We start from the raw sequence: 13,568 nt of genomic DNA, 5'->3' as shown, positions 1-13,568 counted from the left end.
GTCTCGCCACGCAACTGACGAGACGATCATGGCCAACAGGACGATAGACCACGCGATCACCGCCACATCGCTGAAGAGTGCTGCGACCGACCCGACCCATGCGGGCGTCCTCTCCTTCATGCGGCGGAAATATACCAAGAGCCTGAAGGGCGTCGATGCGGTCGTCTGGGGCATTCCCTTCGATGCGGCGACCTCCAACCGCCCCGGCGCGCGGTTCGGACCGCAGGCAATTCGCCGGGCGTCGGCCATTTTCGACAACGATCCGCAATATCCCTTTGAGCGCGATTTGTTCGAGGACATGGCGACGATCGACTACGGCGATTGCCTGCTCGACTACGGCAACCACGCCAAGACGCCCGCCACGATCGAGCGCGAGGCGGCGAAGATCCTGAAAAACGGCGCCTTCCTGCTGACGCTCGGCGGCGATCACTTCGTCACGCTGCCGCTGCTACGCGCCCACGCCGCTGTCCATGGTCCGCTTGCCCTTGTCCAGTTCGATGCCCATCAGGACACCTGGGCCGACGAGAAAGGTCGCATCGACCACGGTTCCTTTGTCGGCCGCGCCGCGCGCGAAGGCCTGATCGATACGGCGAGCTCCATCCAGCTCGGCATCCGCACCCATGCGCCCGACGACTGTGGCATCCGCATTCTCTATGGCTACGACATCGAGGAGATGAGCGCCGGCGAGATTGCCAATGTCATTCTCCGTCACGTCGGCGATCGCCCCGCCTATCTCACCTTCGATATCGACTGCCTCGACCCTGCCTATGCGCCGGGCACCGGCACGCCCGTTTCGGGTGGGCCTTCGAGCGCCAAGGTCCTTTCGGTGATCCGCAAGCTCGGCGCGCTCGTCATCAGGGGTGCCGACGTGGTCGAGGTGGCGCCGGCCTATGATCATGCCGATATCACCGCCATTGCGGCCTCCACCATCGCGATGTATATGCTCGGTCTTCATGCCGAACAGCTGGCGGAACGGCGCGGATGACGCTCTCTGCCCCCTGTTGTCAAACTGATTCAATTTCATGCCAAAGTGATTCCGCACTCGCGGCTAATCAATTGGCAGGACAGGATAAAATCATGAAACCGAAGATCTTCATCGATGGCGAACACGGCACCACGGGACTGCAGATTCGCAGCCGTATGGCGGGCCGTTCGGATGTCGAGCTCCTGTCCATCCCCGAAGTCGAGCGCCGCAACGCCGCCATCCGCGAAGATCTTCTGAACAGTGCCGACGTCGCCATTCTCTGCCTGCCCGACGACGCCTCGAAACAGGCCGTCGCCATGCTCGAAGGCAACAACAAGGTGCGCATCATCGACACCTCGACGGCGCATCGCATTGCGCCCGACTGGGCCTATGGTTTCGCCGAGATGGACACCGCGCAGGCGGACAAGATCCGCGATGCCCGTCTCGTCGCCAATCCCGGCTGTTATCCGACCGGCGCCATCGGCCTGATCCGGCCGCTACGGCAGGCGGGCATCCTGCCGGAAAGCTATCCGGTGACGGTCAATGCAGTCTCCGGCTATACCGGCGGCGGCAAGCAGCTGATCGCGCAGATGGAAGATCCGGCCAATCCGGACCACATAGACTCGCCGAATTTCCTCTATGGCCTGACGCTCAAGCACAAGCACGTGCCGGAGATGCAGACCCACGGGCTCCTCGATCGCGCCCCGATCTTCTCCCCCTCGGTCGGACGCTTCCCGCAGGGCATGATCGTTCAAGTGCCGCTGTTCATCGATCAGTTGAACGACGGCGCCACGCTCGAAAGCATTCACGCGGCCCTCGTTGCCCACTATGCTGGTCAGTCGATCGTCAAGGTCGTGTCCCTGGAAGAGAGCGCGAAAATGGCCCGCGTCGATGCCGTCGAACTCGCCGGCAAGGACACGATGAAGCTCTATGTCTTCGGCTCCGAAGGCGGCGAACAGGTCAATCTCGTCGCCCTGCTCGACAATCTCGGCAAGGGTGCGTCGGGGGCAGCCGTGCAGAACATGGACCTGATGCTGTCGGCTTGAACTAATATTCCCTCCAAGGGGCAGCGCTTGGCCGCCCCAAACCCGACCGCCACCGCGGAGAGGCACTGACCTGACATGGGCGATACCGGTTTCTTCGCGACCCTGACAACCAGGGTCGCAGCGTGGCTGCCGGACCATGGCCTGTATCCGCTCCTGATCTGCACGTTCGTCGCCGGCCTCGCACGCGGCTTTTCCGGTTTTGGCGCGGCCCTCATTCTGATCCCGATCGGCGGATCGATCGTCGGCCCGAAAATCATTTCTCCGGTGCTGCTGGTCATCGACACGCTTGCGGCAGCCGGCATGCTGCCGGCCGCATGGCGTGCCGCCAACCGCCGCGAGGTCTTCACCATGGCATCGGGTGCGCTGATCGGCGTGCCGCTCGGCACTGCAGCGCTGGCGCTCACCGACCCGCTCATTCTGCGCTGGGCGATCACCATCGTAGCGGCGATACTTCTCGTCCTGCTCGTATCCAGCTGGCGCTATCACGGGCAGCCGCACGCGCCGCTGACGGCTGGTGTTGGCGGCATTGCCGGCATTTTCAGCGGCGCTGCCCAACTGGGTGGCCCGCCGGTCGTCGCCTATTGGCTGAGCGGCGTCAACGACGCACCCGTCATCCGCTCGAACCTCATGCTCTATTTCGCAATCTCGTCGGCGCTGACGGCCGTCACCTATCTGATCGGCGGCCTGTTCGTGGAGAAAGTGTTCGCCCTGACGCTGGTTATCCTGCCGCTCTATGCCGGCGGCCTCTACGTCGGTTCGCGCCTCTTCGGCCTCGCAAAACCATCGACCTTCCGCATCATATGCTACGTCCTGATCGGCGCCTCCGCCCTGCTCGGCATGCCCACGCTCGACGCGCTCTTGCGCTGATCAGGCCCGCACTTCGATCGCCAGCGGCCCCGGGTATTCGCCGACGAAGGCGCGCCAATGGGCGACGGCGAACCCGAGCACGACCAGGGCCCCGCCCTGATGCGCCACACCCCAGCCGACCGGCACCTGCAGGATCAAGGTCGTGATGCCAATGATCGCCTGGATCGTCACCAGCAGGACGAGCAGGACGGACCGTCGCGCGTGGGTCGTGTCCGGCGCGTTGCGCAGCGAGGCGATCATGTGCATCAGCACGAAGGCGAACAGGACGTAAGCGCCGATACGGTGGACGAACTGCACCGTCTTCGGGTTCTCGAACAGGTTGAGCCAGGCCGGTTGCTGGACGAACAGGTCACCCGGGACCAAGGAACCGTCCATCAGCGGCCAGGTATTGTAGCTTAGGCCCGCATCGAGCCCGGCGACCAGCGCACCGAGATAGATCTGGAACAGCGCCATGCAGGCGATGACGGCAGCCATCTTCTTCGAGCTTTTCGTCGGCGCCGGATCGTCCGCATGGGGAGCAAGCCCGCGACCGATCCAGATGCAGGAGATGAAGATCAGACAGGCGATGACGAGGTGGGTTGCGAGCCGGTACTGGCTGACCTCGGTGCGGTCGGCAAGACCCGACGACACCATCCACCAGCCGATGAAGCCCTGAAATCCGCCCAGCGCCAGAAGGCCGATCAGTGGCAATTTCAACCGCGGCTCGATTTGCCCGCGGATCCAGAAGAAGGCCAGCGGCAGCGCGAAGATCAGCCCGATGGACCGGGCCAGCAGCCGGTGCGCCCATTCCCACCAGAAGATCGTCTTGAACCCTTCGATGGTCATGTCGCTGTTGAGCTGCTCATATTGCGGGATCTGCTTGTAGAGTTCGAACTCTTCCTGCCATTCGGCGTCGCTCAGCGGCGGAATGACCCCGTGGATCGGCTTCCACTCCGTAATCGAGAGCCCGGATTCGGTCAGCCGCGTCGCGCCGCCGACGAGCACCAGCGCAAACAACGCCAGGACGACGACACCGAGCCAGATCCTGATCTGCGCGCGATTGCGGCTGACCGTATCGATCTCGCGCAGAAGACGCTGTTGCGTTGCCAAATCCGTGCTGGCCATCGAGGACTCCACTCTGAAACGGCATGGCCCCTGCCTGCGGGAGGCGATTTGTCATAAGGGCTATGCATCAAAGGCGTTGATTTGCACGAGAGCAGCATGCAAAACAAGACTTATCCCTTTGCGGCATGCCGTCGCGGCCCGATGCCAACGCGCGGAAAAACTGCCAACCGGAAAGACTTCAATGCCCGTACGCCTCAGAAAACTGATCGGCACGATCCTGATCATCATCCTCGTCATCATCTATGCGCTGGCGGCCACCACCTTCGCCTCGCTCTTGCTCGGCGCTGCTCCATGGTGGGTGCACCTTGCCTATTTCTTCTTCACCGGCCTGCTGTGGGTCCTGCCCGCCATGCTGATCATCAAGTGGATGGAAAAACCCGCCAAGCCGCGCTGAGCCGAGGAATAGTCGCATGAAAATCGCCGTGATCGCCGATATCCATGGCAACGACCTGGCGCTCGAAGCTGTGCTCGCCGACATAGCCGAGCAGGGCATCGACGATGTGGTCAATCTCGGCGATCATCTGAGCGGCCCGCTCAACGCCGCCCGCACCGCCGATATTTTGATCGCGCATGGCTTTCCGTCGATTCGCGGCAATCACGATCGCTGGCTCATCACCGTCGATCCGGCCGAAATGGGGCGTTCGGACCGCACCGCCTTTGACGAGTTGCAGCCGCGCCACCTCGAATGGCTGCGCGCTCTACCCGCAACGCTTGTCCACCGGCAGGAAGTCTTTCTCTGCCACGGCACGCCGCAAAGCGACACCACCTATTGGCTCGAGGCTTTGACGGCCGACGGTGTTGTGTACATGGCGGCGCGTCAAGGGATCGAAGCCGCGGCTGTTGGCACGGACTTTCCCGTCATCCTCTGCGGCCACACGCATATCCAGCGTTCCGTCCGGCTTGCCGATGGGCGGCTCGTCGTTAATCCCGGCAGCGTCGGCTGCCCGGGCTACGACGACGACGACCCCGTGCCGCACAAGGTCGAGGCCGGCTCGCCGGATGCCTGCTACGCCATCCTCTCGAAGGTTGGCGGGCACTGGGACGTGACCTTCCGCAAGGTGCCCTACGACCACATGGCCATGTCGCGTCTTGCCCGGTCGCGTGGCCGTGACGAATGGGCCAATGTGCTTGCCACCGGCTGGCTTGACGCGTAGGCCGCCGCAATCCCCCTGTCCCCGCCTTATCCATTTGGTAACCGCATTTGACGAAATCCCGGGCAAGCGCCTGCCTGCCGGTCCAATTTAAAAGAAAATAAGGGCATGCTTGCGCTAGATGAGGCTTCATCCAGTTCCCGGAACAGCAAGCAACCATGACCGACGTGGACTTCAACATGATGCCCGCTAACGAGGCTCGCCGCGTCTGGCACGCGCGCCACGAGAAAGTGCGGAATGTTACCGTCACCCGCGACCTCAGGCTGACGGTTCATGTGAGCATGCAGGCGCTGGAAGCCGATTGGCGCATACTGGAGGCATCGTCCGCCACATCTCTGCATCAGAGCTTCGACTGGTGCGCCGCCTGGACTGCCACGCATTCCAATCAGTTGCTTCTGGTGCGCGGCAGCATCGACAACAAGACGGTTTTCATCCTGCCGCTCGAACTGGTCCGCGGCCGGTTTTTCCGTACGGCCCGCTTCATCGGCTCCCCCCACAGCAACATCAACACCGGCCTTTTTGCACCCGGTTTCGATCCCCTTACGGGCGAGCCGCTTGCCCGCACCCTGATTGCCGATCTCTCGGTGAAACTGTCGCGGGTCGCCGACATCGTCACGCTGGAAAAGGTGCCGTTCGAGTGGCGCGGCGCCTGCCATCCGCTCGCCTCGCTCCCGGCTGTACGAAACCAGAATTCGTCGTTCCAGCTGCCGCTTCTTGAAAACTTCGAGGCGACGCTCGCGCAGATCAACGCCAAGCGTCGGCGCAAGAAATTCCGCCTCTCGGAAAGGCGGCTCGAAGCACTGGGCGGCTACGAACACGTTGTAGCTACAACGCCGAGCGAGCGCCGGCAGATACTGGGTCTGTTTTTCGAACAGAAGGCCATCCGCTTCAAGGCACTCGGCCTGCCCAATGTCTTTCAGGACAGCGAAACGCAGGCCTTCTTCCACACGCTCGCGGCCATCGGACCGGCCGGTGACGGGCAACCGCTCGAACTGCACGCGATCCGCCTGCGCGGCGAACATGGGGGCCGCGTCGTCGCGATCTCCGGTCTGTCGCGTAAGGGCGATCACGTCATCTGCCAGTTCGGATCGATCGACGAGGATATCGCGGCCGACGCCAGCCCCGGCGAACTGCTGTTCTACCTGATGATCCGCAAGTTCAACGCCGAAGGGGTTTCGCTTTTCGATTTCGGCATCGGCGACCAGTCCTACAAGCGCTCCTGGTGCACGGTCGAGACGCCCCAGCGGGACATCGTCCTGCCGCTCACCACACGTGGCCGCCTGGCGGCATGGACCCACCGCGCGGTCGTCCGTCTCAAGGCGCAGATCAAGAAGAACAAGCAGGCTTACGCCTTCCTGCAGCGCCTGCGCCAACGGCGGCAAACACCGGGCAGTGCGTCCGCCAGCGACGCGGATGACGACTGAAACAGCGCTTCTCAGGCTGCGCGACGGCCGGGTTTCCCCGACTGCGGATAACCCGTTCCCGTCATCAGGACGATCTCGCTGAAGCCTTCCTTGGCGAAGCCGGTGATCAGCTCGACAATTTCCCCGTTGGCGACGGCGGGTGCCGAGATGATGATTTTCGTCTCCTTGGACCGCGTTACCTTGCGGACGGCACCGACATCGGCCGGACCGCATTCGACAAGCACCGTGTCATAGGCGTTCGACAACGCATCGATGATCATCTGCAGCCGCTCGATGCCGCGCATCGCAAGGACCGGGTCGGCGTCGCCCTGCGGGATGATATGGGCGTCGGACAGGCGATCGGCATGGATCGTCTCGGTGAACGGAACCGCACCCACCAGCAGATTGGTAATGCCGGCGAGATCGGCCGACTGTGCCATCAGCCGTGTCGGGCAGGCCGTGCCGGTCAGATCGATCAACACGATTTTGCGCCCCTCCTCCGCGACCAGCCGGGCGAGCAGGACCGCATTGGTCGAACCGGCGTCTCCAGCCGGCGATACCGAGATGGCGACGCGAACATCGTCGTCGCTGAGATGCTCCGCGACGGATTCGATCGAGAAATCATCATCGACCGCTTCATCCCCATCATCCGGCGCGGTTTCGGGAACGATCGGTGTCCGGTTGGCAACCGGAGCCGTCTGCTTGGTCACAGGAGCTCCCAGCCGTTCCTCTTCAAAGTCTGGCTCAACCTGCCCGACCAGGCGCAGGGCGCGGCCGCTGAACAGTTCCGAAAGCATGATGACCACGCAGCTGACCAGGAAGCTGGCAAGGGCCGCGACGACGGTGATCGGCAGGACCTTGGGGAAATGCCGCTCGGTCGGTTCGACCGCCTGGGAAATGATGCGCGCGTCGGCGGGCGCTGCATTTTCGCCGCTGCGCGACGTCGCCTCGCGGAAACGCGCCAGGTAGGTTTCGAGCAACTGGCGTTGCGCCGTCGCTTCCCGCTCCAGCGCCCGCAGCCCGACCTCGTCTTCGCCCGCCTTGGCGGAAGTCGCCTTCAGCGTGTTGAGCTGCGCCACGAGCTGGCGCTCGCGCAACCGGCCGACATTGGCCTCGTTTTCGAGGCTGCCGAGAATCTTCTTCGTTTCGCTGAGGATCTGTGCCCGGATGCCCTGAAGCTGGGACTTCAGCCCTTTCAGACGCGGATGCCCGTCAAGCAGGCTTGTGGAGAGATCGGCGATCTGGCCCTGGATATTGGATTCTGTTTCCTTGAGGCGCTGGATCATCGGCGAGGCAACGACGTCGTTCAGCGTATCGACGGCGCGGCCGCTCGCAAGCGCTGCGCGCACGTTTTCGGCGCGCGCCTCGGCATTGGCGCGTTCGCCGCGCACGCGGGCAAGCTCGGTGGAAATATCGTTCAGCTGCTTCGTCGCAAACGTGCCGCCGGTTTCGCCGGTGAGCAACAGGTCGGACGACGCTCGATAGTCCGCAACCTTGGCCTCGGCCTCGCGCACCTTTTCGCGCAGATTGGCGATTTCGGGCTCCAGCCAGCGGCTGGCCTCGTTGTTGGAGTCGAGCTTTGCGCCACTCTGCAGCGACAGGAAGACCTTGGCCATCGCGTTCGGGATGGCGGCTGCCAGGCGCGGGTCCTTTGAGGTGAACTGGATCGCGATAACCCGCGACTTTTCGACCTGGTAGACCTGCAGCTTCTCCTGGAACTCCTTCAGCACGCGCTCTTCTGGCGGCAGGTCGAGCGGGTTCTTCTTGATGCCGAGCATCACCAGGATATCGGAAACCGCCGACGGGTTCGCCGTGGGATCGAATTCCGGCAGTTCATGCAGCTTCATCTCGCGGGCAACCTGTTTAATCAGATCGACCGAGCGCAGCACCTGCACCTGGCTGGAAATGCCGGATTCGTCGAAGGGGCTATCGGTCGTCTGCGGCGGTCCCTGGTTGGCGCCGCTGAATTCCGGCTGGCGCGATTCGATCAGCAGCCGCGCCTCGCTCTGGTAGTCGGGAGACATCAAGCTCGAGCCGACGAAAGCTAGGCCGGCGAAGACGACGGTCGCAGCAAGCACCCTGCCCCGCCGCCGCCAGATGGCGCGGAACAGCCCCCCGAGATCGATGTCTACATCCTGATGACCGCCGTTGACGCCCGACATGCGCTTTACCCCGAACCTGCACACAACTCGGCGACACCGTAAACAAACATGGTAACACAAGCGTTAATGAAACCGGGGCGCGCAGCGTGGAAAACAACCACCGTATGCAGGATGAACGCGCCGACGACGGCGAAAAAGTACTGCGCCTTTACCGGCTATTAACCCTAACGGATTGATAACATCGGGCCATGACTTGGTTCCTGGAGCGCGAGAGCCCAATGACGTCCGCACGATTGAAAACAGGCCTTGCCTTGGCCGCACTCTCTCTGTGCCTGGTGGTGTCGGGTTGCAGCAGCTATCAGCCTGCGCCAAAGGCGTTTCATGAAGCAACGATCCAGCCGTACCGCGTCGACAGCGGCGACAGGCTGCGCATCAGCGTCTTCGAACAGGCCGGCCTGACCGGCACCTATACGGTCGATCAGGCAGGCTATGTCGCCTTCCCGCTGATCGGCGCCGTGCCGTCGCGTGGCCATACCCTGCCCGAGATGGAATCGATGATCGCCGGCAAGCTGCGCGAGGGCTATCTGCGCGATCCGGACGTAACGATCGAGGTAGATCGCTACCGCTCCGTCTTCATCATGGGCGAAGTCGGCCAGGCCGGGCAATATTCCTACGTTCCGGGCATGACGGTGCAGAACGCCATTGCGGTTGCAGGCGGCTATTCGCCACGTGCCAACCAGGCGAATGTCGACGTCACCCGCAAGATCAATGGACGCATCCTCACCGGCCGGGTTTCGATTTCCGATCCGATCATGGCCGGCGACACCGTCTATGTGCGTGAGCGGCTGTTCTGACAGCCATGCCGGATCCCCGCCCGCTGCGCATCATTCATTGCTTCAGGTCGCCGATCGGCGGCATTTTCCGCCATGTCCGCGATCTGGCGGAAGCACATGCCAAGCAGGGTCACGAAGTCGGCATCATCTGCGACAGCACCACGGGAGGCATCTACGAAGACGCTCTTTTCGACGAGATAAGACCATTTCTCGCGCTCGGTCTCGTCCGCCTGCCGATCCGCCGGTCCGTCGGCCCGACCGATCTGGCGGCGCTCTGGAGCAGCTACAAGGAAATCAGAAGTTTGCAGCCGGATATCCTGCACGGTCATGGCGCCAAGGGCGGCGTCCTTTCCCGGATCATCGGCTCAGCCTTGCGGGTGAACAAGTATTGCGTTGCCCGCCTCTATTCGCCGCATGGCGGCAGCCTGCACTACGACAGCGGCACGTTTTCCGGCAAGGCCGTGTTTGTTCTCGAGCGCCTTCAGGAACATCTCACCGACGCAATCGTCTTCGTGTGCGATTTCGAGCGCACGACTTACGAGACGAAGGTCGGCAAGCCGCGCACCCGCAGCGAACTGATCTACAACGGTATCGACGATCGCGATTTCGAGACTGTCCATGCCCGACCGGACGCCGTCGATTTCCTCTATATCGGCATGCTGCGCGATCTGAAGGGGCCTGACCTCTTCGTCGATGCTTTCGCGCGGGCGGAGCGGATCATCGGCAAGCCGCTGTCGGCCATGATGATCGGCGACGGGCCGCAAAAGGCCGACTACGAGCAGATGATGCTGGAACGCGGTCTTGGCCGCCGTATCGAAATGCTGCCGGCGATGAAAGCGCGGGATGCATTTGCACTGACGCGGAACGTCGTCGTGCCCTCACGCGCCGAATCCATGCCCTATATCGTGCTTGAGGCGCTGGCCGCCCGCAAGCCGGTGATCGCCGCCCGGATCGGCGGCATTCCGGAGGTCCTGGGGCCGGACAGTTCCGCTCTTGCTGCCCCGAGCGACGCGCAGTCGCTTGCCGATGTCATGACGGTCGCGATGACCGAGCAGGACTGGGCGGCCAAGGTGATGCCGGACGCGGAAGCCTTCAGGGCGGCCTTCGCGGCATCAACCATGGCCAGCAGCGTCATGCGGCTCTATCGCCAGCTTGTTCCGGAATTGGCCGCCCGGCAGGACAGCGTGCACAACCGCTCGTAAGCGTTTCTTAGGGGCTTTCTGCTATCCCGAACGGATATAAACGGCCGAGCGGATATCATGAACCAGATCGACAAACCGGAAACCTTCGATACCGAAGCGCTGCGAAAGAAGATTTCCGAAATCCGGACCATTTCGCCCGGCGAGAAACGCGGAAACGAGCCGAAGCCCGAACTCAATCCGCTCGCGCGCCGCATCGCGGCGCAATTTCGCACCGACACCTATTCTCCGAACATGATCATCGGCCTGATGCGGCTGTTCGAATTCACGGCTTTGTTCGCCATCGGCTATGCCATCCACATGCTCTATGTCGCGCCGAGGCTGGAAGACTGGCTCGGCTATTGCGGCATGATTGCCGGCGGCTCGGCGCTGACCGTCGCCTTCCTGCAATTGTGCGACGGCTATCAGGTTCCCCTGCTGCGGTCTTCCGCCCGCGCCTTGCCGCGGTTGATAGCATGCTGGACGCTGGCCTTCGCCTCCATGACGCTGGCGCTGTTCCTGCTCAAGATCGGCGATACTTTCTCGCGGCTCTCATTTGCCGGATGGTATGTCGCAGGCACATTCTTCCTGGTTGCCGAACGCACCTTCATCGCCTATTCGATCCGCCGCTGGGCGCGCAACGGCACGATGGAGCGCCGGGCAGTCATCGTCGGGGGCGGCCAACCGGCCAAGGACCTGATCCGCTCGCTCGAACAGCAATCCGACAACGACATCCGCATCTGCGGCATCTTCGACGACCGCGACGAGCGCCGCTCACCGGTCATCGTCGCCGGTTATCCGAAGCTCGGCACCGTCGCCGAACTGGTGGACTTCGCCCGCCTCACCCGCATCGACATGCTGATCATCGCTCTGCCGCTCTCGGCCGAAAATCGCATCCTTGAGCTGCTGAAGAAGCTCTGGATCCTACCCGCCGATATCCGTCTTGCGGCCCACGCCAACAATCTCCGTTTTCGCCCGCGCAGCTATTCGCATGTCGGCCAGGTACCGATGCTCGACATCTTCGACAAGCCGATCGCCGATTGGGATTCGGTTGCCAAGCGCATCTTCGACGTGTTCTTCAGTCTTGTCGCGCTCACCCTCCTCTGGCCGGTGTTTATCGGAGCGGCGATCGCGGTGAAGATGAGCTCACCCGGCCCGATCATCTTCAAGCAGAAGCGGCACGGCTTCAACAACGAGACGATCGAGGTCTACAAGTTCCGCTCCATGTACACCAACATGAGCGATCCCACGGCCCGCAATGCCGTGACAAAGGGCGACCCGCGCGTCACTCGGGTCGGGCGGTTCCTGCGCAAATCCTCGATCGACGAACTGCCGCAGATCTTCAACGTGCTCAAGGGTCAACTGTCGCTCGTTGGACCGCGGCCGCATGCGGTGCTCGCCCAAACCGCCGACCGCACCTATTCGGATGTGGTCGAGGGGTATTTCGCGCGCCACCGCGTCAAGCCGGGCGTCACCGGCTGGGCGCAGATCAACGGCTGGCGCGGCGAGATCGACAATGACGACAAGATCAAGTTCCGCACCGCATTCGATCTCTACTATATCGAAAACTGGTCGCTGTGGTTCGATCTGAAGATCCTGCTTTTGACGCCGATCAAGCTTCTCAACACGGATAACGCTTATTGAGCACGCTCGGCGCCACGTCTGCCGCGGGTTTTCGTCCGCAGCTTGCCGCCGTGGCGATCCTCGGCTCGGCGATGGTGACCTTCGGGGTTTTCCTGTCGGGTTTCGTGATTGCCGAACCTGCCCCTTACGAAGTCTTCATGGCGACGCTGATCGGCCTCTGGTTCCTCTTCGGGCTGAAAATCTCGCGCGCCGTCGCGCCGCTGCTTGCCCTGCTCATGCTGTTCATGACCGGCGGCATTCTGTCGCTGACCGTCATGAGCGACCTTGCGACGGCACCGATGTACATGGCCGTATCCGGCTTCCTGGCCCTCACGGCAGTGTTCTTCGCGGCGATCATCGACGCCCGCCACGAGCGCCTGAAGCTGATCTTCGACGCCTGGGTTGCTGCCGGCGTCCTCACCTCCCTGCTCGGCATTCTCGGCTATTTCGGCGCGATACCCGGCGCTCAGAATTTTACGCTCTACGACCGCGCCAAGGGCGCCTTCCAGGATCCCAACGTCTTCGGGCCGTTCCTCGTCGCTCCGTCGACCTATCTCATGTACCGGCTGCTCACCGAGCGGATCACCACAGCGCCGATCAGGGCCGTCGCCATCCTGATCATGGCGCTCGGCCTGTTTTTGTCCTTCTCGCGCGCGGCCTGGGCGCTTTACCTCTTCTGCGCCTGCGCCCTCGTTCTCATCATGCTGCTCAAGGAACGCACAGGCGCCTTCCGCCTGAAAATCCTGGTGCTCACGCTCGGCGGCGCGTTGCTGATGATTGCAGCACTGGTCATTGCCCTGCAGATCCCGCAGGTCGCCGATCTGTTCTCCAACCGCACGCAGCTCGTCCAGGACTATGACGGCGGCCATCTCGGGCGCTTCGACCGCCACAAGATCGGCTTCCTGATGTCGATGGAAAAGCCGCTCGGCATCGGCCCGATGGTGTTCAGCACCATCTTTCCCGAGGACGAGCACAATATCTGGCTGAAGTGCCTCACCTCCTATGGCTGGCTTGGCTTTGTCAGCTATGTCACGCTGATCATCTGGACTGTGACCATGGGCTTTCGGTTCCTGCTGCTCGACCGGCCGTGGCAGCCCTATCTGATGATCGCCTGGCTCGTGCTGATCGGCCACGCGGCCATTGGCAACGTTATCGACATCGACCACTGGCGACATGTCTATCTGCTGCTCGGCGTCATCTGGGGCTGCGGCGCCCTCGAGCATCGCCATCGGCGCAGAGTCACCCTGACACAGCACCATACGAGCGCGCCAACGCGGCGTTAACATCAACATTGTAC

The 13,568-nt window shown here is 62.6% G+C and carries 12 protein-coding genes; 10 read left to right on the top strand and 2 right to left on the bottom strand.

The window, feature by feature from the left end:
• Window positions 1-28 precede the first annotated feature (28 nt).
• From speB to WI754_RS12980, 3 genes are all read left to right on the top strand, one after another.
• On the top strand, window positions 29-985 hold the full coding sequence (gene speB, locus WI754_RS12990; RefSeq protein WP_349433851.1) for an agmatinase: 957 nt from the start codon (window positions 29-31) through the stop codon (window positions 983-985).
• 92 nt (window positions 986-1,077) lie between these two features.
• A complete protein-coding gene (argC, locus tag WI754_RS12985; RefSeq protein WP_349433850.1) occupies window positions 1,078-2,010 on the top strand; it encodes an N-acetyl-gamma-glutamyl-phosphate reductase in 933 nt (310 codons plus the stop codon).
• 75 nt (window positions 2,011-2,085) lie between these two features.
• A complete protein-coding gene (locus WI754_RS12980) occupies window positions 2,086-2,877 on the top strand; it encodes a sulfite exporter TauE/SafE family protein (RefSeq protein WP_349433849.1) in 792 nt (263 codons plus the stop codon).
• On the opposite strand, the gene WI754_RS12975 is transcribed toward WI754_RS12980, so the two are convergent.
• Window positions 2,878-3,981 carry a COX15/CtaA family protein gene (locus WI754_RS12975; protein ID WP_349433848.1) on the bottom strand — a complete coding sequence of 368 codons (1,104 nt, stop codon included), beginning with the start codon at window positions 3,979-3,981 and terminating at the stop codon, window positions 2,878-2,880.
• Between the two features lie 181 nt (window positions 3,982-4,162).
• Here WI754_RS12975 and WI754_RS12970 point away from each other — a divergent pair, with 181 nt between their 5' ends.
• From WI754_RS12970 to WI754_RS12960, 3 genes are all read left to right on the top strand, one after another.
• The gene (locus WI754_RS12970; RefSeq protein WP_349433847.1) at window positions 4,163-4,375 is read left to right on the top strand and encodes a DUF2842 domain-containing protein; all 213 of its coding nucleotides are present in this window, start codon (window positions 4,163-4,165) and stop codon (window positions 4,373-4,375) included.
• A gap of 16 nt (window positions 4,376-4,391) precedes the next feature.
• Window positions 4,392-5,135, top strand: coding sequence for a metallophosphoesterase family protein (locus WI754_RS12965; RefSeq protein WP_349433846.1), 744 nt, complete (start codon window positions 4,392-4,394; stop codon window positions 5,133-5,135).
• Window positions 5,136-5,290: 155 nt separating this feature from the next.
• Window positions 5,291-6,556, top strand: coding sequence for a GNAT family N-acetyltransferase (locus WI754_RS12960; protein ID WP_349433845.1), 1,266 nt, complete (start codon window positions 5,291-5,293; stop codon window positions 6,554-6,556).
• Between the two features lie 11 nt (window positions 6,557-6,567).
• Here the strand turns inward: WI754_RS12960 and WI754_RS12955 are convergent, their stop codons facing one another.
• Window positions 6,568-8,697, bottom strand: coding sequence for an exopolysaccharide transport family protein (locus WI754_RS12955; RefSeq protein ID WP_349433844.1), 2,130 nt, complete (start codon window positions 8,695-8,697; stop codon window positions 6,568-6,570).
• Between the two features lie 218 nt (window positions 8,698-8,915).
• On the opposite strand from WI754_RS12955, the gene WI754_RS12950 reads away from it, so the two are divergent.
• Genes WI754_RS12950 through WI754_RS12935 form a run of 4 tightly spaced genes read left to right on the top strand, consistent with a single transcriptional unit; the run spans window position 8,916 to window position 13,554 of the window.
• Entirely contained in the window at window positions 8,916-9,491 is a 576-nt protein-coding gene (locus WI754_RS12950; protein WP_349433843.1) for a polysaccharide biosynthesis/export family protein, read from the top strand.
• Window positions 9,492-9,496: 5 nt separating this feature from the next.
• On the top strand, window positions 9,497-10,672 hold the full coding sequence (locus tag WI754_RS12945; protein WP_349433842.1) for a glycosyltransferase family 4 protein: 1,176 nt from the start codon (window positions 9,497-9,499) through the stop codon (window positions 10,670-10,672).
• 57 nt (window positions 10,673-10,729) lie between these two features.
• The gene (locus WI754_RS12940) at window positions 10,730-12,292 is read left to right on the top strand and encodes an undecaprenyl-phosphate glucose phosphotransferase (protein WP_349433841.1); all 1,563 of its coding nucleotides are present in this window, start codon (window positions 10,730-10,732) and stop codon (window positions 12,290-12,292) included.
• Complete coding sequence (locus WI754_RS12935; RefSeq protein ID WP_349433840.1) at window positions 12,289-13,554, top strand: O-antigen ligase family protein; 1,266 nt, start codon at window positions 12,289-12,291, stop codon at window positions 13,552-13,554. Before WI754_RS12940 ends, WI754_RS12935 begins: the two co-directional genes overlap by 4 nt.
• Window positions 13,555-13,568 lie beyond the last annotated feature (14 nt).

Source organism: Pararhizobium sp. A13 (assembly GCF_040126305.1).
Classification (GTDB): Bacteria; Pseudomonadota; Alphaproteobacteria; order Rhizobiales; family Rhizobiaceae; genus Pararhizobium.
The sequence above is the reverse complement of the archived record's forward strand: the minus strand, read 5'-3'. Positions and strand labels throughout refer to the sequence as shown.